Annotated in this window: 23 protein-coding genes; 7 read left to right on the forward strand and 16 right to left on the reverse strand. The window is 46.2% G+C overall.

Annotation, left to right across the window (positions count from 1 at the left end):
* The first annotated feature begins 83 nt into the window (after positions 1–83).
* From ABEQ74_RS22025 to ABEQ74_RS22035, 3 genes are read left to right on the forward strand one after another with little or no spacing between them, the layout of a single operon-like run.
* The gene (locus ABEQ74_RS22025; RefSeq protein ID WP_127589552.1) at positions 84–335 is read left to right on the forward strand and encodes a FeoA family protein; all 252 of its coding nucleotides are present in this window, start codon (positions 84–86) and stop codon (positions 333–335) included.
* Complete coding sequence (locus tag ABEQ74_RS22030) at positions 332–1,078, forward strand: FeoB small GTPase domain-containing protein (protein WP_430124289.1); 747 nt, start codon at positions 332–334, stop codon at positions 1,076–1,078. The genes ABEQ74_RS22025 and ABEQ74_RS22030 overlap by 4 nt, the downstream gene beginning before the upstream one ends.
* Positions 1,029–2,414 (forward strand): nucleoside recognition domain-containing protein, encoded by a 1,386-nt coding sequence (locus ABEQ74_RS22035; protein WP_430124290.1) that lies wholly within the window; start codon positions 1,029–1,031, stop codon positions 2,412–2,414. The genes ABEQ74_RS22030 and ABEQ74_RS22035 overlap by 50 nt, the downstream gene beginning before the upstream one ends.
* A gap of 99 nt (positions 2,415–2,513) precedes the next feature.
* On the opposite strand, the gene ABEQ74_RS22040 is transcribed toward ABEQ74_RS22035, so the two are convergent.
* From ABEQ74_RS22040 to ABEQ74_RS22065, 6 genes are all read right to left on the reverse strand, one after another.
* Positions 2,514–3,398: a carbohydrate ABC transporter permease gene (locus ABEQ74_RS22040; protein WP_430124291.1), complete on the reverse strand. Its 885-nt coding sequence runs from the start codon at positions 3,396–3,398 to the stop codon at positions 2,514–2,516.
* A 13-nt stretch (positions 3,399–3,411) separates the two neighbouring features.
* Positions 3,412–4,293: a carbohydrate ABC transporter permease gene (locus ABEQ74_RS22045; protein WP_430124292.1), complete on the reverse strand. Its 882-nt coding sequence runs from the start codon at positions 4,291–4,293 to the stop codon at positions 3,412–3,414.
* 100 nt (positions 4,294–4,393) lie between these two features.
* Positions 4,394–5,713 carry an extracellular solute-binding protein gene (locus ABEQ74_RS22050; protein WP_430124293.1) on the reverse strand — a complete coding sequence of 440 codons (1,320 nt, stop codon included), beginning with the start codon at positions 5,711–5,713 and terminating at the stop codon, positions 4,394–4,396.
* A gap of 115 nt (positions 5,714–5,828) precedes the next feature.
* On the reverse strand, positions 5,829–6,614 hold the full coding sequence (locus tag ABEQ74_RS22055) for a response regulator transcription factor (RefSeq protein ID WP_430124294.1): 786 nt from the start codon (positions 6,612–6,614) through the stop codon (positions 5,829–5,831).
* Positions 6,611–8,374, reverse strand: coding sequence for a cache domain-containing sensor histidine kinase (locus ABEQ74_RS22060; RefSeq protein WP_430124295.1), 1,764 nt, complete (start codon positions 8,372–8,374; stop codon positions 6,611–6,613). Before ABEQ74_RS22060 ends, ABEQ74_RS22055 begins: the two co-directional genes overlap by 4 nt.
* Before the next feature lie 177 nt (positions 8,375–8,551).
* Complete coding sequence (locus ABEQ74_RS22065; RefSeq protein ID WP_430124296.1) at positions 8,552–8,836, reverse strand: hypothetical protein; 285 nt, start codon at positions 8,834–8,836, stop codon at positions 8,552–8,554.
* A gap of 275 nt (positions 8,837–9,111) precedes the next feature.
* On the opposite strand from ABEQ74_RS22065, the gene ABEQ74_RS22070 reads away from it, so the two are divergent.
* Positions 9,112–9,345, forward strand: coding sequence for a hypothetical protein (locus ABEQ74_RS22070; protein WP_430124297.1), 234 nt, complete (start codon positions 9,112–9,114; stop codon positions 9,343–9,345).
* Between the two features lie 165 nt (positions 9,346–9,510).
* Here ABEQ74_RS22070 and ABEQ74_RS22075 read toward each other — a convergent pair whose 3' ends face one another.
* The 3 genes from ABEQ74_RS22075 to ABEQ74_RS22085 form a co-directional block, all read right to left on the reverse strand.
* Positions 9,511–9,750 carry a hypothetical protein gene (locus ABEQ74_RS22075; protein WP_430124298.1) on the reverse strand — a complete coding sequence of 80 codons (240 nt, stop codon included), beginning with the start codon at positions 9,748–9,750 and terminating at the stop codon, positions 9,511–9,513.
* A 197-nt stretch (positions 9,751–9,947) separates the two neighbouring features.
* Positions 9,948–10,163 carry a hypothetical protein gene (locus tag ABEQ74_RS22080; RefSeq protein WP_430124300.1) on the reverse strand — a complete coding sequence of 72 codons (216 nt, stop codon included), beginning with the start codon at positions 10,161–10,163 and terminating at the stop codon, positions 9,948–9,950.
* A gap of 787 nt (positions 10,164–10,950) precedes the next feature.
* The gene (locus ABEQ74_RS22085; protein ID WP_006208732.1) at positions 10,951–11,175 is read right to left on the reverse strand and encodes a helix-turn-helix domain-containing protein; all 225 of its coding nucleotides are present in this window, start codon (positions 11,173–11,175) and stop codon (positions 10,951–10,953) included.
* 289 nt (positions 11,176–11,464) lie between these two features.
* Here ABEQ74_RS22085 and ABEQ74_RS22090 point away from each other — a divergent pair, with 289 nt between their 5' ends.
* Genes ABEQ74_RS22090 through nagA form a run of 3 tightly spaced genes read left to right on the forward strand, consistent with a single transcriptional unit; the run spans position 11,465 to position 14,253 of the window.
* Entirely contained in the window at positions 11,465–12,340 is an 876-nt protein-coding gene (locus ABEQ74_RS22090) for a MurR/RpiR family transcriptional regulator (protein ID WP_430124302.1), read from the forward strand.
* 3 nt (positions 12,341–12,343) lie between these two features.
* The gene (gene nagB / locus ABEQ74_RS22095) at positions 12,344–13,072 is read left to right on the forward strand and encodes a glucosamine-6-phosphate deaminase (protein WP_430124303.1); all 729 of its coding nucleotides are present in this window, start codon (positions 12,344–12,346) and stop codon (positions 13,070–13,072) included.
* Positions 13,069–14,253: an N-acetylglucosamine-6-phosphate deacetylase gene (nagA, locus tag ABEQ74_RS22100; RefSeq protein ID WP_430124304.1), complete on the forward strand. Its 1,185-nt coding sequence runs from the start codon at positions 13,069–13,071 to the stop codon at positions 14,251–14,253. Before nagB ends, nagA begins: the two co-directional genes overlap by 4 nt.
* A 108-nt stretch (positions 14,254–14,361) precedes the next feature.
* Here the strand turns inward: nagA and ABEQ74_RS22105 are convergent, their stop codons facing one another.
* The 7 genes from ABEQ74_RS22105 to ABEQ74_RS22135 form a co-directional block, all read right to left on the reverse strand.
* Positions 14,362–15,621, reverse strand: coding sequence for a YhcN/YlaJ family sporulation lipoprotein (locus tag ABEQ74_RS22105; protein ID WP_430124305.1), 1,260 nt, complete (start codon positions 15,619–15,621; stop codon positions 14,362–14,364).
* Between the two features lie 552 nt (positions 15,622–16,173).
* Positions 16,174–17,118 carry a dTDP-glucose 4,6-dehydratase gene (rfbB, locus tag ABEQ74_RS22110; protein ID WP_430124306.1) on the reverse strand — a complete coding sequence of 315 codons (945 nt, stop codon included), beginning with the start codon at positions 17,116–17,118 and terminating at the stop codon, positions 16,174–16,176.
* 6 nt (positions 17,119–17,124) lie between these two features.
* Entirely contained in the window at positions 17,125–17,682 is a 558-nt protein-coding gene (gene rfbC / locus ABEQ74_RS22115; protein WP_430124307.1) for a dTDP-4-dehydrorhamnose 3,5-epimerase, read from the reverse strand.
* Positions 17,683–17,850: 168 nt separating this feature from the next.
* Positions 17,851–19,026 carry an ATP-grasp domain-containing protein gene (locus tag ABEQ74_RS22120; RefSeq protein WP_430124308.1) on the reverse strand — a complete coding sequence of 392 codons (1,176 nt, stop codon included), beginning with the start codon at positions 19,024–19,026 and terminating at the stop codon, positions 17,851–17,853.
* The gene (locus tag ABEQ74_RS22125; RefSeq protein ID WP_430124309.1) at positions 19,023–20,156 is read right to left on the reverse strand and encodes a DegT/DnrJ/EryC1/StrS family aminotransferase; all 1,134 of its coding nucleotides are present in this window, start codon (positions 20,154–20,156) and stop codon (positions 19,023–19,025) included. The genes ABEQ74_RS22120 and ABEQ74_RS22125 overlap by 4 nt, the downstream gene beginning before the upstream one ends.
* Before the next feature lie 27 nt (positions 20,157–20,183).
* On the reverse strand, positions 20,184–21,212 hold the full coding sequence (locus tag ABEQ74_RS22130) for a glycosyltransferase family 1 protein (RefSeq protein ID WP_430124311.1): 1,029 nt from the start codon (positions 21,210–21,212) through the stop codon (positions 20,184–20,186).
* Positions 21,213–21,234: 22 nt separating this feature from the next.
* Complete coding sequence (locus ABEQ74_RS22135) at positions 21,235–22,443, reverse strand: glycosyltransferase (RefSeq protein ID WP_430124312.1); 1,209 nt, start codon at positions 22,441–22,443, stop codon at positions 21,235–21,237.
* Between the last annotated feature and the right edge of the window lies 1 nt (position 22,444).

The following is a 22,444-nucleotide window of genomic DNA, read 5'->3' on the forward strand; positions in this document are numbered from 1 at the left end:
CATTCAGTCATACTATAGGCATAAAGTTGCTTCGAGGAAACAATATATGCTCGGCCCAATTTAGTAGGAAGAGGTTAAACTTTATGGATGAGACAAAATATAGGCAGCATTTGCATCAGGCAGCGCTCGGCGAGCGATTTCTGATTGAACAGGTGGATATCCGTGGAGAGCATAAACGACGGCTTCTGGACCTCGGATTCGTCCCGGGCTCCGTTATTGAAGTGCTGAAAGCCAGCCCCCTCGGCGACCCCACCTCTTATAGAGTAGCAGGTACCGTCATTGCATTAAGAAAAGAAGAAAGTCAGTTAATCTGGGGTAAGGTGATGTCATCATGAGAACTTTTACCGTCGCGCTGGCTGGCAACCCGAACACGGGAAAAAGCACGCTTTTTAATGCGCTCACCGGCCTGAAGCAGCACACCGGCAACTGGTCAGGCAAAACAGTCAGTCTAGCAAGCGGCAATTACGATTACAAAGACACCCGCTTCCAATTTATCGATCTGCCCGGGACGTACTCCTTGTTCTCCAACTCGGCCGATGAAGAAGTGGCGCGCGATTATATTATTTTTGAGAAACCGGACGTTACCCTGCTGGTACTGGATTCTACAGCACTGGAAAGAAGCCTTAACCTTGCGCTGCAAGTGCTGGAAATGACCGACCGGGTCATCATCTGCCTGAATCTGATGGACGAAGCGAAGAAAAAAGGTATCCAGATTAACGCACGCAAGCTGGCGAATCAGCTCGGGGTTCCCGTTATCCCAATATCGGCCAGAAACAACGATGGGCTGGATACCCTGTCCGAGCAGCTGCTTCTGATGTGCACAGGGCAGACTCCGACCACGCCGTACCGGATGAAATACAATAAGGAGATGGAAGCTCAGATTACCAGACTGGAGTCTGAATTAAGAGATATCTTCGGCAGCGAATATCCTGCAAGATGGCTGGCTATTCGTTTACTGGATGGGGATCGGAAGCTGATCGCGACCTTAAAAGACAGACTATCGGCCTCACAAAAAGGAGGGATATCCTTTGGAACAGCTAAAGCGCTTGGAAGCTCTAACAGCCACCATTCCTGCTGAGCAGGCAGAGGATGTCCGGGAAGCCATCGTGGGCGAGTTATTCAAAAAGTCCCGTGAGCTGTGCAGCGACGCTGTGAAGGTAACCGACCGGGACCTACTCTACCGCTCTGAGCGTCTGGACCGCATCTTCACCTCCAAGCTGTGGGGATTTCCGATCATGCTGGCCATGCTTGGTGCCATCTTTTATTTAACGATAGCGGGAGCTAACGTGCCTTCTTCCATGCTGGCAAGTTTCTTCGGCTGGATTGAAGGATATCTTACGATGGCCTTCCAGGCTCTTCATGCTCCTGACTGGCTTCATGGCATCCTGATACTCGGGTTATTCAGGGGAACTGCATGGGTTATCAGTGTGATGCTGCCTCCGATGGCGATCTTTTTTCCGGTCTTTGCCCTCCTGGAGAATTACGGTTATCTGCCTCGAGTGGCCTTCAATCTCGACCGTCTGTTCAAAAAAACAGGAGCCCACGGGAAACAGTCCCTCACCATGGCAATGGGATTCGGCTGTAATGCGGCGGCTATTATGTCAACCCGGATTATCGAATCGCCGCGCGAGCGGATGCTCGCCATCCTGACGAACAACTTCGTGCCCTGCAACGGCCGCTGGCCAACGCTGATCCTGTTAGCTTCATTATTTATGGCTGCTGGTTTCTCAGGAGGAGCCCAGACGCTTGTAACAGCCTCCGTTGTTATGGGGATGGTACTGATCGGCGTCGTTGTCACCCTCACGGTATCATGGGGACTATCCAAAACCGCATTAAAAGGCATTCCATCCCACTACACGCTGGAACTGCCACCATACCGCAAACCGAAAATTCTGAACACGATCCTTCGGGCAACCCTGGATAAAACCATCTACGTTCTGCGCAGAGCTGTAATTGTAGCGGCCCCTGCCGGCGTGTTGACCTGGGTCCTTGCCAATATCTATATTGGCGACAGCAGCATTCTCATTCATTTCGTTCAGTTCTTAGATCCGTTTGCACGTGCTCTCGGACTCGACGGTTTCATTCTGATGGCCTTTATCATCGGCCTACCCGCTAATGAAATTGTGCTACCGATCCTGCTGATGGGGTACTTGGCAACAGGCTCCTTGACTGAGGTTACCGATATGTTTGCCCTCAAGCAAATCTTTCTGAACCAAGGCTGGACCTGGCTAACTGCGCTGAACATGATGCTGTTCTCCCTGCTCCACTATCCTTGTGGAACCACACTTGTGAACATCTGGAAGGAGACCAAAAGCGCCAAGTGGACCTTCCTGTCTTTTGCCATACCGACAGCCATCGCTATCGGAGTCACATTCCTTGTAACACAGGTGGCCCGGGCATTGGGCTGGGTTTAGGTGTAAAGAGATATGTATAAAACAAACGAGCCGATCCGGGGTGTTCCCCTCGATACGGCTCGTTTTTATTGTTCCATTTCAAGATGAATTCTATAATACCTAACCTTTTACCGAGCCTGCAGCAATGCCTTCCACGATCCGATCGCTCAAGAACAGGAACATTAACAGGATTGGCAAAATACTGATCATCAAGGTTGCGCCGATGGCACCCCAGTCAGTTGTATACTGTCCAATAAAATTCTGAACGCCTACAGTAAGTGTCTTAAACATATCCGAGCTGATAAACGTATTCACGAAGATAAACTCATTCCAGTTATAAATCATATTAATAATCGCTGTCGTTGCCAGAACCGAGCCTGTCATCGGAAGCACGATTCGAAAGAAAACGCGGTGAACCGAACAGCCATCCATGACGGCTGCCTCTTCCACTTCTTTAGGGAGCGTATAATAAAACCCAAGCAGAATCATGATCGTGATTGGCATATTAAAGGCCACGTAGGACAATATCAAAGAAATCGGATGATCGGTCAAGCCGACCTTATTAAACATACTGAATAACGGAATCAAAGTAGAATGTACCGGGATCATCATGGCGACCATGAACAATCCAAGGACAAAGGAGCTGCCTCTCCATTTCATTCTCGTAATTGCAAAGGTTACAAGACTTCCCAGGATGACCGTAAATGCCGTCGCTGCGACGGTTATCCAAACACTATTCAAGAAATATACGCTTATATTGCCCGCACTCCACACTTTCTCGTAATTCTCCCAGCGTGGATTCATCGGCAGGGACAGAGGTGGAAGATTAAATACTTCCTGATTATTTTTCAATGAGAACAACAGCAGCCATACCAGTGGGAACAGCTGGAATACAGCTACGCCGATTAACACGATATACAGCAGTGCGTAACCCAGCTTGCCTCCCACTCCGTTACCGGACCTGGTGCGTCTATCTTGAAGCTGTCCTGTGGCTCCGGATATCATGAAGCATTCCCCCTTATGAATATTGGATCGTTTCTTTGGATGCCGTTAGTTTCCGTATGACCCACGTTACGATCAAACAGATCACCAGCAGAAAGAAGCCGATCGCACTTCCGTAACCGAAATCATAAGCGCGGAAAGCCGTGTGATACATGTAGGATGCCATGACTTCGCTTGCGCCGTTAGGCCCCCCGTCCGTCATAACAAAGATGAGATCAAAATATTTCAGAGAACCTACAACCGCCAGCACAATCGTAACCTTGATCACTTCCATAATGAGCGGAAGCTTGATCCGGAACGCAATTTGCAGGGAGGTCGCCCCATCGATCTTGGCTGCCTCCTCCAGCGATGCCGGAATATTCTTCAGAGCCGCATAATAAATCAATATATAAAAACCGGCATACTGCCACAGAATCGGAATGAACAAGGCGAATAATACAAGTGACGGTTCAGCGAGCCATGCGGGAGGGTTTGTGATTCCGATAGACTCCAGAAAACTATTCACGATCCCGTTCGTTGGATGGTAAATGCGGAGCCAGAGCTGCGCAATCGCTACGGAAGACAGCAGCATCGGGATCAAATAGATTTTGCGAAACAGGTTAGCCCCTTTGATCTTGGAGGCCAGCACCATCGCCACGGCCAGATAGATTAACAGGCTTGCAGCCGAGAATACGGCTAACAGCAGGGAGTGCCATGCACTATCCCAGAACTTGCCATCCGTGAGCAGAGCCTGATAGTTATCAAAACCGATGAAGGTCATGGCACCGATGCCGTTCCATTTATTCAATCCATAGTAGGCGGTAAGTATGATCGGAATATAGACTACAGCCATAATGACTAGCAGTGCAGGCAATACATACAGGGCGATAATCTTTTTGTTAGACATCACTTTATCCAAAGTGTCCAGACTCCTTTCTACATATGGTCTAGAGAGAGACTCATCCGGCAAAGCTGCCGGATCGTCAGGTCCCTGTGTGTCTTCGTTGTCTAGTAGAGTCTTAGTTCCCTTTGGAGATCGCCGCATCATGCTCTTCGGAGAATTTATCCGGTGTTACGGCTTTGCCGAAGAGTGCCTGGATCATGTTCAAATGCGTCTCAGCAGCATTCGCTTCCATCTGCACGTCTGCGAACAAGGTAATACTGCTTGCTTGGTTCATTTCATCGAACAAATCAATGTATAACTGCGGAAGCTCGAGCGCCGAGGTATCCACTTTCGTAGCAGGGATCACGCCCGCACCTGTGACGGACTGCTCACCCCACTTGGTTACAAAATACTCAACGAACTTCTTGGATTCATCTTTTACCTTGGAGTTCTCACCGATGAACAAACCGACGCCCGGCCCGCCAACCCAGCTATTGATGTCACCTTTTCCGCCTTCAATCGTCGGAAATTTGAAGAACCCTACGCTGTCGCGAAATTCTTGCGGAATCTCTTCATTGGTTGTAAAGTTTGGCAATTCCCAGGTGCCCATCATGTACATGGCTGCTTTGCTGTTCAGGAATTCGGATTTCGCTTCCTCGTTGGACAAGCCGTTGAACCCTTTGACAAACGCATTGCTATCCACCAGCGATTGAACTTCGGCAGCTGCCTTTACAAGCGCTTCATCCTTGAAGGAGCCTGAGCCGCTGATTGCATTAGCAAGCGCTGCTTGCCCGCCGATCCGGTCTGCCAGATACATGTACCAGAGCGATCCGGTCCAGCGATCCTTGTTGCCCAGCGCAATAGGGGCAATTCCGTTCTCCGACAGCGTTTTTACGACATTCTTGAACTCCTCGTAGGTTTGCGGAACCTCCAGTTTATACTGTTCGAAAATCGCTTTGTTATAGTAAACCGGCGCGATATTGAACTCAAGCGGAAGCGCATATGTTTTGCCATCAATGGCATAAGCTTCGGTCGTGCCGGCTACGAATTTGCCGTTAAGCTCACCATCCAGCAAATCATCTATCGGTGCAAACAGGTTGCCTTCGACATAAGGCTTCAGGAAGCCCGCTGCCCAGGTCACCCCTACATCCGGAAGCTCATTCGAAGCCGAAAGCACTTTCAATTTATTCTTGTATTGTTCATTATCCAACACTTCCTGTTTGATCGTGACATTCGGATTTTCTTTTTGATATTCTTCGATAATCTGATTCACGATTTTGTTCTGTCCTGCAGAAACGCCTGCAGGCCATAAGTGCATGAAATTTACCGTGACTTTATCGCCTTTGTTGCCGCTATTACCCGTATCTCCCGTACTGCTCTTGCTCGACCCGCAACCGGCTGTAACCATAGCAAGACACAATGTCAAAAGCAGAATCGTCCATTTCTTGTTAAACATGTGTTCAACCCCTTTTCTCGTGTGCTGTTCGCGTTATGAAACCGCTTTAATTGAATTTTATCAGTGAGGGGCTGGTTGCATAAGGTCATAATGATTGGGACTAATTCCACTTTTATTAGATTTCGTTTTCGCTGTCTACAACGCTATGCCGATATTGGCTCGGACTTATATTTTCCTGATCACGGAATACTTTCACAAAATATTTCGCTGTCTGGTATCCCACCTTCTCCGCTATATCTGCTACGGGCAGTGATGTACCCACAAGCAGCTCCTTGGCGCGCTGCACTCTGCGGCGAGTTACATATTCACTGAAGGTAATCCCGGTCTGATCCTTAAAAAGCACACTGAAATAACTCGAATTCAAATGCAGCACTTCTGCCATTTCTTTTAACGATATTGTCTCTTGCAGACGTTGGTCTACATATCTCAACGCTTCCTGCACCTGGATGCAATAGACTTTATCTTGCTGTGCCGCCTCCAGCAGCTTCGGATCCACCAGTTTCTCCATCCGCTCGATCCGATCTATTTTTTTCCCGCGTTCCAGGGCAGCTTCGACTGCAGCCACCAGCTTTCGCTTATCCAGCGGCTTTAGAAGATAGTCCACCACACCATATTGCAACGCTTTGCGCGCATAATCGAATTCCGAATAACCGGAAATCACGATAATAACCGGCGGGTGCGGCAATTCATGTAATCTCTCCATAAGCTCCAGTCCACCGATTTCCGGCATCCGGATATCCGTCACCACTAAATGTGCATCCTGTTCCTGCAGCCATTGCAAGGCCTCTACACCGCTTGAAGCGGTTACAATTCGATAACGGCCAGATGACCATGCCTCCAGGGTCTTCCTTACCCCTTCCCTCGTTCTCGGTTCGTCATCAACGATCAGTATCGTTTTCATGCTCTTCCCCCTCCCCCATAGCTAGAGACATGATTAGGAATCTCAAATGAGATGATCGTCCCCTGACCCAAGACGCTATGAATACGCAGGCCAGCTTCCTCAGAAGCGTAATACAGCCGAATTCGCTGCTCCACATTGGCAATACCAACACCGCTTTTTTTGGTGGAATCTGCGTACCCTCTTTTCATCGAGGAATACAGGGAGGCTATCGTCTCCTCGCTCATCCCGGGACCGTCGTCGGCAACCGAAATGACAGTATACCCTTCTCGATCGGATGCTTGTGCACGCACAATCACAGTGCCTGGTCCCAATCGCTGTTCAACACCATGCAGGATCGCATTTTCAACAATCGGCTGAATTAGCAGCTTCGGGATTGGCACACTATTACAGTCTTCGTCTGCCTCAATCCTCCAGGACAATCTGTCCAGCATACGCATCTTCATAATCATCAAGTATCGTTCCGCATGATCGAGCTCATCCCTGAGTGTTACCCATTCGTCCTCGTCTTTGCGGTTGATGACATAGCGAAACAATCCTGACATCGCAACCATGATCTGAGCCAGCTCCTCTTCCCCTTGATCATCAAGCGCCCAATAAAACGCTTCCAGAGTGTTAAACAGAAAATGCGGATTGATCTGCGCCTGCAGTGCTTTGAGCTCAGTCCGGCTCTGGATAATCTCTTTCTGATACACTACCTCGATTAATTCGTTCAGCGAATCCACCATCTGGTTATATGAATTGTTAAGCTCGTTAATCTCCATCGTTTTTGAGGTCACGGCAATGGGTTTAAGCGTTCCCAGCCGGACACCGCGCATCGCCCTGATCAAATTCAAGATGGGACGTATGATCATCGTTGTCAGAATAAAACTTAAGAACAGAAACAACAGCGCGCCAACGCCTCCAGATATAATAATGGCCGTGCGCAGCACGGATATTCCCTCAGTTGTATAATCAACCGGAGTCAAGATCACCAGATTCCATCCGGTTGCTTCGGATTGCTTCTGGACGGCAATGAAGTCTTTATCGCCGATCGTAACCGTCTCCCCTTCCCGGTCCAGTACCTCCTTCGCGTCCACAATCGTAGCAAAATCCGATGTAATTTCATTGCCCGCCTGGTCAAACAGCCCCATACTTTCTCTTGAATCACTGTCGACAGCCGAATCCGTCCATGCAAAATAGTCTTTCTCCAGCCTCACGAGCAAATAACCTCCATGAGCAAAGGAGTGGTCAATTAGCCGGATTCTCCGGAGAGCTACCACCACATCCGAATCCCTGGGGTCCTGACCGAACCAGACCAGCTTCCCTTTTCCTTCATCGGCTGCCACGATCCAATCGCCTCGAATCCGGCTGGTTAAGCGGCCTTCATCCAGCGGAAACAGACGACGATAGTCGGTTGTATACAATTCCATCGAGCGAATGCCGGTAGCATACGCTTCGTACTTGCGGACCTCCTGCTGGAGAGATTGCCGCTCAGCGAAGCTGATCGGCTTCCCTGCAGTCTCCTGGGTCAAATAACGCTGCACCAGCGCGTTGGTGGACACCTGAGCCGTCAATGTATCAACCTGTTTAAGCAGCGCATCCAGCTTGCCTGTTGCTTGTACCGCTGTCTGTTGAATATGCTTCTCTGCACTGTTGCGTAGCAGCACCGAGACCTGACCGTATACGAAAACGCCGACCAATGTCAGCACGGTGATCATCACCAGCATAAATCCAAGGAAAATCTGATTTCGTAGTGTATTCAACTGGCCCATCCTCTTCAAGTCGACCACACTCCCTTTTGACTATAGGAACTGTAATTCACTATACACAATCTTGCAGAAGTTAGGGAATAGACACTTTTTATACTCTTTGAGGCGCTTGTACTTTATGGCATAAAAAAAGAGGGAGTGAACCAAGTGATTTTTCTTGGCACTTCCTCTTTATATCTCCATGAACAGTTACACGGGATATAATTCCCGATGTTGGCTAAGCTCTTGTTTGCACTCCTGACACAGTCCGCGCACAGCCCCAGAATCATCTGCATAAAAGGTCACTTGACGCTTTCGGCGGCATTTACTGCAGGCTTGTACATCTTTTGCCCTGCTATCTTTTAATTTCGACTTCAGGTCTATGACATTACTGTTATGCCCGCTCCCTCGCGTGCGTCTGGACCAGCCCCATATGCTTAAGGCAACAACGGCTATTGCTGCGACTGCAGCCACTGTCCAAGTCACCGGTCCCATATTTATACACCTCCAGTAGATGAAAGACATTTGCATAAAACAGCTATAATCAAAATAGAGTTTTGACCTATGATTCTCATGTCTACATATAAGCGACGTTAAAATATCTAAAAAATGTTTTAATACTATTGCAGATTATTTTATCATACCATCATCTTTCATGGCAGACGGCATCATCATTTGCTTCGTTCATGGCTAGTGGCTGTTATCCTTTATTGCTCCTTCAATTTGGAAACTTTTGAGATTTATCACGTATTTACTTAGGGGTGATTATTATGTTAACTCTGGTTCTGAATCTATTTACTACAATATTTGGACTTTTGATTGCCGTACTGGGATTGTTCTATTTGTTAAAACCCGATGCTGACTGGGTGAAATGGATCAATAATATCCCTGAAGACGAGATATACTATGATTCCGATTTATTACGTTTCGGAGTTATTGGATTTATAGCCCTTGCAGTGGGAGCAGCTATTTTCTTTCGTTCAATCATGAATATTTTCGTGTAGTAAGCAGTTTATAATAACATCCTATAAATTTCGGATTTTTTGCAGCTTTGGATGTTCTCTTGCTTGATATCCCTTCAGATTTTGCTCTTTTGTTTATTTATGTTAGCACTCGACATTAGGAACAGACTTACTTTAGCATAAAAAAAGCACCCGTATTGGGTGGCTTTAATCATAGTCATAGAAGAAAATGCCGTATACCACAAATACAATAGCTGGAATAACAATCGAAAATGAAAAAACTAAAAAATCAAATACTTTCTCGTTATCCCTCAATCTCTCTGGCAAGATTTTAGTATCCGTTAACAAATGCAAAATTGAAAATGAAATAGTCAAAGTCAAAGCTACTATTCCAAAAATTTCGTTATCATCAAAACCATAAGAATAACGCGAGTATAAATATCCCATTTACACCCCCTCCAAAATGCATGTTTCGACATTTAAAGGGGAATTCCTCCATTTTCCAAATCAATGCACAAGCTCGAAAAAATAGGGATGCCAAGACCGTGCCGAATAGGTATCTAGATATCCCCCACCCGTATACATATAGGTGGCTAGCGTACTACAAAAAAAGCCGCTTTTCAGCGACTTGTTCTCTGTTATATTTACTCTATAAAAAATGAGTAAATCAGGTATACAATAAATACGGTGCTTGGAACAGTAATAAGTAAATGGTTTTCTATAAGATTTGCTAATTTTTCGTTGGTTTCATATAATTTCTTAGGTATACAAAGGATAATCAAAAATACTATGACACAGGTAACAAACATTACCCCAAAAAATCTTTCATCCATATTTTCAAACGCTTCTTGAAAAATCATTAAATTGATCCCCCCACCATGCATATTTCGACATTAAAAGGGGAATTCCTCCATTTACCAATTAATGCACAAGCTCGTCAAATGTTGGCGATCAAGGCAAGACGTTTCATCTTCCCGTGTGCCATGTAATTAAATAAGGGATACCAAGACCGTCTCGTATAATTATCTCGGTACCCCATGTTCACCCGTGACATATAGGTGGCTAGCGTACTACAAAATAGCCGCGTTTCAGCGACTTGTTCTCAACTATATTCACTCTATAAAAAATACGTAAATTGCATATAAAATCATCACAACAATTGGAGTAGTGATAAGTAATTGGTTCATTATAAAATCCGCTAGTTTTTCGTTGGTTTCAAATAACTTCTTTGGAATACAAAAGCAGAGTGCCAATCCTATGATAAATGTGACAGTAAGTAATCTAAACAACCTGTCATCTGATTCCATATTTTGTATTAATTGTTCACGATAAGTCATCATATTCACCTACCATGCATATTTCGACATTCTAAGAGGAATTCCTCCATTTTCCAAATCAAATGACAAACTCAACGAACGCTGGTGACAGCAGCATGCCTTTCCTGGTCCAGTTACTGGTTTTAACCTTCGCCCGGATCCGCGGCTCCAGATGGACAAAGTGCTTATCTTCTCCGGTTACAAGCTCCCAGCTCACTCAGATACCTAATACTAAGCTTTATAATACACACAAAAAAGCCTTCTCAATCCCGGTGCACCCGGGAAGGAAGGCTTCGCTGTGCTTTCGTTTCATGCAGCAACCAACATGGTGTCAGATCTTCAACTCACCGAGTTTTATCAGCTCAACGACAGCTTGCGAACGGCCCTTAACATTTAATTTCTGCATGACGTTGGAGATGTGGTTACGCACCGTTTTTTCGCTAATAAACAACTGCCCAGCGATATCGCGAGTCGTTTTGTCTTGCACAAGCAATTCAAAAACTTCGCGTTCACGGTGGGTTAACAAGAACTTGCTATTATGGTCGGTCCCCTTCAATGGTGTCACCCCTCCTTGCCTGGGTATGTGTGGTCTAACAAGGTTAAGGGATACAGTCAACTCATCTTATGTCAGAGCAAGGGTGAAGGTGCGGAAGAAGCAAACAAATTGGGCAATAATCGCGTATTGGTGATTTTTCTCCTTGCTTCCTCTAGACGGTTGGTCTATGATGAGGGTGTAAAAATAATTTTCTTTATTTTTTCATCATTTTAAAAATTATTTTCAGTACAGTGTCCCTTCCGTATATGCCCAACATTAAGCTCACCGGGAACCCTGAAGGAGGCTTGTGATGACACCAATCTTGCATATTATTTCTGTCGAAAAGGAGAGCCTGCCCCGTCAGGAACGACGGCTCGCAGAGTTTATTCTGACAACTCCATCCGAGATTGTGCATATGGGCATTAAAGATCTGGCCGAGCAGTGTGAGGTCAGCGCTGCAACAGTTACCCGTTTCTGTAAGAATTTTCAGTGTAAAGGGTATCCTGATTTTAAGCTCAAGCTTGCCGCTGAGATCGCTCATGCTGAAATGGCTTCCCGCACTGGGAATACTCGTTATCAGGATATTGTGGCAGGCAACCCGCTTGCTGGTATCGTTGAGGCGATTGAATCCAACCATCTGACTTCCATACGGGATACGACGGAATTGCTGGATCTGGGTCAACTGGAGCGTGCGGTGGATGCATTATGCCGTGCGAAGCGCATTGATCTATACGGTGTGGCTACCTCATCGATTGTCGCTCAAGATTTCTATCAAAAGCTGATCCGTATCGGAAAAAACTGCACCGCATTTGCAGATTCCCATATGCAGATTACCTCAGCCTCTACCTTGACCTCAAACGATGTGGCCGTTGCCGTTTCGTACTCAGGGGAAACGCCTGAGACCATTGATGCCCTGGCTTGCGCCAAAGATGCGGGCGCATTTACGATCAGCATCACTTCTTACCGAAGCAGTGCCATCTCCGCTTTAGCCGATATTACTCTCTATTCCTCTTCCCTCGAGGAAGGAATGCGCCGAGGCGACATGGCATCACGTATTGCTCAGCTTCATATTATTGATATCCTGTTTATGGGTATGGCCAGCCGGGATTTCTCAACATATGTTCCCCGTCTGGAGCAATCATATCTGAATGTTCAAAACTACCGTAAAAGCCGAGGAGGACAATAACCAATGAATATTTTCACGTTCAAGGATGAAGAACAATTTGTGCAAACAGGCGCAAATCTGATCTCCGCGCTGCTGCACACCAATCCGCGTGCTAAACTGGGACTGGCTACCGGAAGCACGCCCATCGGGCTCTACAACAAGCTAATTGAAATGAACCGCCAGGGTCTGGTCAGCTTTGCTCAGACAACTACTTATAATCTGGATGAATACGTAGGACTTCCTGAGAATCACCCCGAAAGCTACCGGGCTTTCATGAACGAGAAGCTGTTCAACCATGTGGATATCAATATTGAAAATACCCACGTACCGAATGGCAATGCGGCCGATCCGGAAGAGGAGTGCCGGAATTACGACAACATGCTGGAACAATATGGTCCTGTTGATCTGCAGCTCCTTGGTCTTGGTCATAATGGACATATCGGATTTAACGAACCGGGTGAATCTTTGAACGGCGGTACTCATGTCGTTGAGCTGCAAGAGAAGACACGGAACGCCAACGCTCGATTCTTCCCTTCGCTGGATGATGTTCCAACTCATGCGATTACAATGGGGGTTGCGACCATCCTGAAGGCCCGTCAAATTCTCTTGCTCGTCCGGGGCGAAGATAAAGCGGAAGCTGTGAAACGTGCCTTGAAAGGACCTATCACCACTGATTGCCCGGCATCGCTTCTTCAGTGCCATCCTAATGTCGTTGTCCTTCTTGATCAAGGTGCAGGGAGTTTACTTGTATGAGTGAATACCGAGAAGCTGTTCAGCTATTGTATGGTCGAGTATTGACACCCGCAGGCATATGTGAAGATGGCGTGTTGGCTATCCAAGGAGAAAACATTGCCTATGCCGGCAGTGTTTCCGAGCTTCCAGACGAACTGAAACAGGCTGCAACGGAAGTCATTCAACAACCGGATGGCTACATCCTTCCAGGCTTTGTTGATATCCACGTACACGGGGGTAACGGCGAAGATTTCATGGATGCCTCTAAGGAAGTCCTGGATAAGATCACGAGCTTCCACAGCTCACAGGGAACTACGACCATGCTCGCCACCACGATGACAGCCCCTAAAGCAGCTATCGACCATGTACTTGGGGAAGTTCATAATTACCGTAAACAAGGAATGCCATATACGAAATTGGCAGGCGTGCATCTCGAAGGACCTTTCATTAGTCCAAAATGGCCTGGTGCCCAGAATCCTGAGCATATCGTACATGCCAATATCGATTGGCTGGAAGAGTGGGTATCCACTTATCCTGAACTGGTTCGCCAAGTGACGCTCGCACCTGAACGCGAAGGAGCGCTCAAGGCGATCTCTTGGCTGAAAGACCACGGGATCGTGGCCGCTCTGGGACATACGGATGCTTCTTATGAAGAAGTGGAGACCGCCGTTGAGGCAGGTCTTAGCCATGGTGTGCATACGTTCAATGCGATGACCGGGCTGCACCATCGTAAGCCTGGCGTGGTGGGGGCGATGCTGGGTGATGACCGTTTAAGCTGCGAAATTATAGCTGACGGCATCCACGTACACCCTGCAGCCATGCAGATTCTGGCGCGTATGAAACCAAGAGAAAATCTGATTCTGATTACCGATGCCATGTCCGCTACCGGTATGCCTGACGGTGAATATACGCTTGGCGATCTGCCGGTTGTCGTTGAGAACGGTATCGCCACGCTTAAAGACAATAGGGATAGCTTGGCAGGCAGTACGCTCACGATGATCAGAGGCTTTCAAATGCTGGTACGGAAGGTCGGATTAAGCATTGAGCAGGCCTCTGAAGCAGCTAGTACCAATCCTGCCAGAAAGATCGGCATCGCGGATTGCACAGGATCCCTTGAGTCCGGCAAGCTTGCGGACGTTCTGTTGCTGTCAAGCGATTTAGATCTTCAAGGCGTCTGGATTCAAGGACAACGCAAGCATTAATCGAGCATGGCTCGCGAAGCCATCATATTTGAGCTTGAATCACTACAAGCAAAGGAGCTGCCTTATTAGGATTTCATTCCTAGGGCAGCTCCTTTTTGTATCGAAGTTTTACCGGCTGTTTCGATTACCGCCAAACCAACCGTCATCTGTATCGTTCTTCGTCAAATTGCCGCGGGTATCATTCATACCATCGCGAGTCCCATGGCTAAGCGGAAATACGCGGTTGATCCATGAACCGAAGTCACGCGAGAGTGTTCCAACAGTATTTCTCGCATGCCCTCCAGTTGCATAACCATGCGCATGCTGATAAAAACCCTCATCTGTGGAAACATATACTTGGCTGATATGTGGTGCAGTCTTACGGATCTTGCTCGTAATTTCCTGACGGACATGCTCTGGTACTTCTTCACGATTAGTGCTCATGATGCCCATATTATGATTGTAAGTCCCATAAGGAACGCCGTTAATACCGGTTCCCATATAGGTATTATTTGTCACACCGTTCGTGGTACCTGTACCAGTTGTACCCATGAGTCCATCTGTGCGGGTTCCACGAGTACCCATTAGCCCATCTGTGCCGGTTCCACGAGTACCCATTAGCCCATCTGTGCCGGTTCCACGAGTACCCATCAGTCCATCTGTGTGGGTTCCACGAGTACCCATAAGTCCATCTGTGCGGGTTCCATTTGTACCCATAAGCCCATTTGTACGGGTTCCATTCAAAGTATTATAATGGCTGCCGCCAAAGCCGCCATGGGTTGTTGTTCCATTCACACCAAAACCACGGTTATCGGCATTTCGGCCCAAACCTGTCATGTTTTCTAACCCGCGTCTTGTGTCATTGGCCATTCCACGAAGAATACCAACACTGCCTGTTCCTGAAGTACCAAATGTCCGGTTTCTGACATTCGTTGTGCCATTCGTGAGATGTCGATTGGATCCTGTACTCATACCGGTAATATGACCGTTATTGTTGCTGGTGTTCATACCGGTAATATGACCGTTGTTTCTGGTGTTCACTCCGTGAGTTGTGTTCATCCCATGAGTTGTGTTCATGCCATTTCTGGATAGGGAAACATAAGCATTACGATTCGTTACAAATACGTGGGCAGGTCCAACACCATTGATCTCTGAAACTTTTTCCGACAGCGTTTTGCTGTATTTCAGGTTCGTCAGGTCATGCTGCCGGGTGGTGGTGGTGCCGACATTATGGGTATTCCGCACAGAATTCACACCAATTCGGCCAGTGTCCACACTTTTGGTGCGCGTCGTGTTACCGCCAGTAGTGTTACCGCATCCTGCTACCGCAGCCATACTTAGCAGCAATGCTGTGGAGACGGTCAGGTTGAGAGCCTTGGATTTCATCATGATTCATCCTCCATCTCTATAATGAATGTATTAACATCGTATAGGATGGCCTCGGGACAGAGCCGGTATGCTGAAAGGTTTTAACATGGAAGATAACTGTGAATCACGCCTAATTTTCTACAAAAACACCGATTAGATTGAACTGCATCATTTATCTTATTGAAGTTCCTTCAATTAGAGGGCCTGAAATTCCGCATCTTGCGTAGGAACAAGCACTCAATGCACGGACTGTATATAGTACTCAAACGAAAAAATGCCGCCAAGTAACGTGTATGCATAACGAAGCAGTTCCACCAGAGCTTGAGCTCTGGCTTACCGTACTTAAATCAGGGAGTGTTTCCGAATGCAATTCGCATCGTGGACCTTGTACATTATGTAATCGAAAGCGCAATCTTAAGTCTGAAGAAGATGCCATTAGAATTCATGATTCAGAACAAAGTGACAACAGACACCCTACATGAGCATTCGACACTCCATTGACATATGGGGCATCTACATCTCAAAAAAGGGGCACCGGCTGGTCTATGACCTTTAGGTTCCCCTATTTAGCGCTTAGAAGAAGTTATCTTGATACCAGCGAATCGTTGCCCGGATACCGCTCTCGTAATTATATTGCGGAGTCCAACCGAGTTCATTTCGGATTTTTTCTGCATCAATAGCATAGCGGCGGTCATGACCAAGACGATCTTCAACGTACTGAATCAGTGATTTCGGCTTGTTTAACTCTTCCAATATCGTATAGACGACCTGCAAATTATTTCTTTCGTTATTCCCGCCGATATTATATATTTCGCCGGCCTGGCCACTACGCAAGACCAGATCGATAGCTCTGCAATGATCTTCTACATATAGCCAGTCACGTACGTTCAAGCCATCGCCATATACTGGAATCGGGATATTTTGCATGGCATTATATATAATGAGCGGAATCAATTTCTCGGGAAACTGGTAAGGCCCATAATTATTTGAACAGCGAGTAATATTGACCGGTAAGCCGAATGTCTCGTAATAAGCTCGTACGAGCAAGTCAGCGCCAGCCTTACTTGCAGAATAAGGACTATTGGGCTGAAGAGGTGAATTTTCGGTAAATAATCCTGTATCTCCAAGCGTTCCGTATACTTCATCCGTAGAGACCTGTACAAACTTGCCAACTCCATAGTGCCTGGATAAATCAAGGAGCGTCTGGGTTCCTAGTACATTGGTTTTAACAAATATCTCTGGCTGCACAATACTGCGATCGACATGCGACTCAGCTGCAAAATTAACAACTGCGTCGACCCCCTTTTTAAATACGGTTTCTAATGATGAACGATCGGCAATATCCGCCTTCACAAACTCGTACTTCGGATTATCCTGCACATCCGTTAAATTCCTCAAATTTCCGGCATAAGTTAACAAGTCCACGTTAATAATTTCGTCATGGGGATATTGTGCCAGCATATATCGAATAAAGTTGCTTCCTATAAATCCTGCGCCGCCTGTGACAACAATCTTCATGCCATTTCACCCTTCATATATAAAGTTATTTTCCGCGGAAGCCAAGAACGGATGCTTCGAATCTTTATCCGAGAGAACAGGATGGGTCACAGGCCAATCGATATTAAGATCCGGGTCGTTCCAGGCAATACCTCGATCATGCTCTGGCGAATAATAAGCGTCGACCTTATAGATGACTTCGGTATCCGGAACCAGTGTACAGAAGCCATGAGCGAACCCTTTAGGAACGAGAAGCTGCTGAAAATTCGCCGCGGATAAAATAAAACTTTGCCATTGTCCATAGGTAGGAGAACCCGTCCGAATATCAAGAACAACGTCATAGATCGCTCCGCTTACAACACGGATCAATTTAGTCTGTCCCTTAGGTAACAACTGATAATGAAGACCACGAATGACACCCACTTCACGTGACATCGAGTGATTGTCCTGAATAAAATGGTGATCAATGCCGCATTCTCGAAGGTTATGATCATTAAAACTTTCCATAAAAAATCCTCGATGGTCCTGATGAACCGCCGGTTCAATTCGTTTCACACCTTCGAGCTTGGTATCGGTAATTTTCATCTGCTGCCTCCGGTACGATAGTTTTGAGCAAGTTGAACCGCAACCTCAGTCTTATTGCTCCAATTATTTATATGCCTAATGCCAAGTTAGGGTATAGGCAATACTCCGGCATTATAAAAAATCTCGATCGCATAATGGCATGATCGAGATTTTGATGGAATTTATGATCTATCCTAATTCGATTCTTATCTTCTCTTTTACTTCTTCCAACAGGTTCAGCACTTTTTCCAAACGATCTCCTTTAACGATAATCTGGCCAATTCGGTCAGTGCCAACCCTGAATTTATTTACCTTTTCGCCTATATGATAATCAAATGATATCTGAATAATATTCTCATTATCTTCATTCTCATTCTCAATTCCCGTTATGTTCCCATCCTTATCAGCGATAAGAAGTTCACACGCGCAGGGGATTGAAGAATTCAAAGTAAAACTGGGCTCCATACGAAGAGCTGTCCTGACGATCTGCTCATAGTAATCGAACCCATAAAAAGTGGACACAAGTTCAGGTAAGCATGTTGCTCCTGCTCTGCCTCCGATTTCAAGGACATACACTTGCCCGTCTTTTAAAATAAAGTCTGCATTAATTGCACAATTATTTAATTTTAATGCGTCGATACTCTGTTTTAACTGTAAGAAAAGATCTTGCTCCACTTCTTTTGGTAAATTGTATGGAACATAATGACCAATGGGAACTCCAGTATCTCCATAAAAAACAAAGTCTCCGTGCGGCATAATGAACTGAATTTGGTTATCATAAACAAATGCCTGTGCACCAAACTCGGTTCCTTCAATAAACTCTTCAACAATAAAAAAATCCAGTTTCGTATCCTTTCTCACCATTTCGTATGCGTAGTCCACATAGGTGCTGTCCGCTACCTTCACAATACCTTTACTTGCTCCACCATCCACAGCTTTAAAGATGAGAGGTGGTGATAATACTTCGAAAGCGCTGTAAGCTTCCTCTAAAGTTGTGACCTTTAGAAACCGGGCTGTTCTTACGCCATGTTTCATAAAAGCCTGTTTCATCTTCCATTTATTTGAAGAGAGTTGAGCGGATTCATAACTCAATCCGCTTACTCCCAATTCATCCACGACTCTGCCAATCGACTTGACGGCCACGTCCGTACCCGTCGTACAGATTCCATGAATTCCTTCATGCCGGGCGATTTCGACAATTTTATCCATATCGGTCGTATCCTCATAGTAAACCTTGTCTGCGTTGGCAAACCCGGGATAGTTTCCTTGGCGACTCACAACAATAACGTACAATCCCAGTCGTTTAGCGGTTTCAATTAACGGAAGCTGGGAGATTCCCGCACCTAGAACCAACAGTTTTCTCATGGCTTAAACTCCCTTATACGGGTTATAATCCGATCCAAGTCCTCCTCTGTAATGTTCGGATGAATAGGAAGGGTCAGAATTCTCTTCCAGATCTCAGAGGAAAGTGGCACGATCGCTTTGAGATGCAGGTAGCTCGGATGCAGATGGCACGGATAGTAATGGACTCCCGTCGCGATATTGTGTTCTTGCAAATGGCCAATCATACGATCCCTTGAGTTTTCTTTGCTAAATTTAACTTGGAACAAATGCCATGAGCTTTGAGCATACGGTTGTTCCTGTGGAAGTGTCAGCCATTCCAGGTCCTTTAATTCCGATTGATATCGAGCCGCTATTTCTTTTCGTCTTCCGTTCAATTGATTCAGCTTATTTAACTGAACGAGCCCGATGGCAGCCTGCATATCATTCATATGATATTTATACCCTACGTCATCAACGAAATACTGCCATGCATACACCTTTTCATGCGATGATCGTATCCACGTATCCCGGGATATACCAACCCACCGCTTCTCACGCAGCTTACGATTCATCCACTCTGTATTGCAGGTGATCGCGCCGCCTTCGCCGCTCGTCAAATTTTTGACAGCGTGAAAACTGAAACATGTGATGTCACTGATCGAACCAATTTTTTTGCCTTTGTATTCCGCGCCGCACGCATGCGCAGCATCTTCTACAACCTTAATTCCTTTGGAATGTGCTAACTCATGAATGGCATCCATGTCGCACGGATGCCCGCCCATATGAACGACGATAATCGCCTTTGTTTTATCCGTAATCTTCCGCTGGATATCTGCCAGAGAAATGTTCATCGTATCGGGTTCAATATCGGCAAACACTGGCGTAGCTCCCACATAACTAACGGCATGGACAGTGGAGATGAATGTGATGGAAGGTACGATTACCTCGTCACCGGGCCCAATCCCCAAAATATCCATCGCCAAATGAAGCGCGGCAGTCCCGGAGTTGAGTGCAACCGCAAAACGGCTGCCGACATACTTGGCAAATTCCTGCTCGAACTGTTCCGTTTTGGGGCCAAGACCAAGCCATCCGGACCGTAAAACATCCGACACAGCGTCAATTTCCTCTTGACCTATACTCGGTTGAAGAACAGGTATCAGCTTATGGTCCAAGTGAACCTCCCCTTTCGTTATCCCTCGTTATTCTGACATTAAAATTTGTGAGCGCCATCGTTCGGCGCAAGCTTCCACTGAAAAATTTGCCCATGCTACTTGTTCGGCTTGGTCTGCAATGTTCTGACGCAGTTCTGGCTGTTCTATCAGTTGGACCATAGCTTCATACCAATCATCGCTCGTACCAGATACAACAAGACCGTTTTCATTCCCTGTTACCCATTCTTCATAAGCTGGAGAGGAAGTATAAATACCCGCAATCCTACAGGCAGAATATTCTCGGAATTTATTGTTGCTTTTGCAATCATGCAGCAGTGTTCGTTCCAAAGGCGCCAACCCGATATCCCAGTTTGACCGATAGAGACGCTTTAAAAAGTTTTTATAGTTCTCGACATAGGATTCCGTAAAGACTTGTGGTTTATCTTTGAGTTCATCAGGCGCATACCCGCAGAACTCAATTCTGAGTTTATCCCCGTATTTCCCAATGATTTTGTTCAGTGCCCCGATAACGGGTTCAAAAGCCACTTGTTTTTTTCCGCCTTCATACCCGATTACGACTTTTCCTTCTTCTTTACGGTTCTTTTTCAAACCGGAAATAACAGAGAAATCAACGCTTCCCGGAAAATACACTATTTTCTGGGGGCTAAAATGTGTATCAAGATGTTTGGCAAAAAAACCGGAAGCAACCTTTACGATTTGGGCGTTTTTCAGAAATTTAACATACGTCTTTCTTCGTGAGGAATCATGATAGTATCTTCCCATATCCGATCCAGGAGACATCGCGATAAAATGGTCGTCGATGACATACACCGTTTTTTTTCCCATCTCCCGGGCCATCTCCAGATACTTATAAGCTTCAGGCTGAACCGTTCGGAAGAAGAGGACGATATCCGCTTCAGCCAGCCTTGATCTGTCCATCTCATCATCGGATCTGACGTCAAATTCGCAGACCCCCATCTTCTGCAGATGGCGAAGGGGCTGCTCAATGCCGATTTTATAGGAAGCGATTTTCCCCGATCCGATGATGAGTACATTTATATCCCCTCTTTTCCCCATATTCCCGCTCTCTCCCCCGATTTTACGTTTTAAAAATATGTCTCTTCCAATTATCGATGCATGTCTGAAGCAAAAAGTGCTCCCGAGCTGTCCTTTGCGCATTCTCCTTAATTCGCTGACGCATCGTTGGATCTTCAATCATGGCCTTGATTCCCTCATGCCAATGCTGCTCTGTATGCTCAACCAGGTAGCCTGTTTCGCCCTGCTCAATCCAATGCGTATAAACCGGAGATTTGGAGTATATGCCCGGAATGCCGCACGCACCATATTCACGGAATTTGGTGTTTGTTTTCCCCTTGTTAAATGAATTATTGGCAAGCGGTGCAATTCCGATATCCCAGCTGCTTTGGTTTAACTGTTTCATAAATTCCTTGTAATCCATTCCTCCACCTTTATAGTTAACGCTAGGATGTTCAGCCAGTGAAGGTGGGAGATAGCCGAAAAATTCCAATCTTACGAATCCCCCGTAGTAATCCAAAATTTGATTGAGCGCAGAAATGACAGGCACGAAATCTTCCTCTTTGTCGCCTCCTGCATAACCGATGACAACCTGTTCCTTATTCTTGTCTGCCTTGCCATGCTGGTCCAGCCACTCGAAATCGATACTGGCAGGAAAATAAATCACGTGTCGATTGTACCGCTCATGAATATAGCTGCCGAGATCGGGCGCATCTACCTTAATGATTTGCGTATTTTTCAAAAACTTGATGAACGTCTCTCTACGGATCGGATCATTATAATATTCGCCTACCGGAGTCGTTGGCTGAATTTCCAAGAAATTATCATCAATAACATATACCGTTCTTTTTTTCAGCTGATGGGCTAACTCCAATAATGCATAGGCCGCTGGTTCAACATTACGTACAAATATGATCGTGTTCGCCGCAGCAATCATTTCGTGGGTCACATCGGTTTCCAATTTTACGTCGAACTGCAGATTCTCTTGTTTATTCAGCGCTTGGAGGGGCTGTATGACGCCGATTTCAAGCGAAGGGATCATGCCTGCCGCGATCACAAGGACATCCGTCTTAGGCAGAGGTGTCTCGATAACGGCCACAACGTTTTGAGAGTTTTTCCGGGCTTCCGCACGCCCTTGTGCAAAACCTGCCTCTTTTCCTCGCTGAAAACCATCAATACTCCCTATTTGATAGGCGCTAAGCCGCATAGGATGCTGTTTTCGTTTCCCAGCTTTAGTTCGCTTTCGAGGCCTTAGTTTTTTTCTTAAAGCCATC

It is taken from the genome of Paenibacillus solani, assembly GCF_050475945.1.
Classification (GTDB): domain Bacteria; phylum Bacillota; class Bacilli; order Paenibacillales; family Paenibacillaceae; genus Paenibacillus_AQ; species Paenibacillus_AQ solani_A.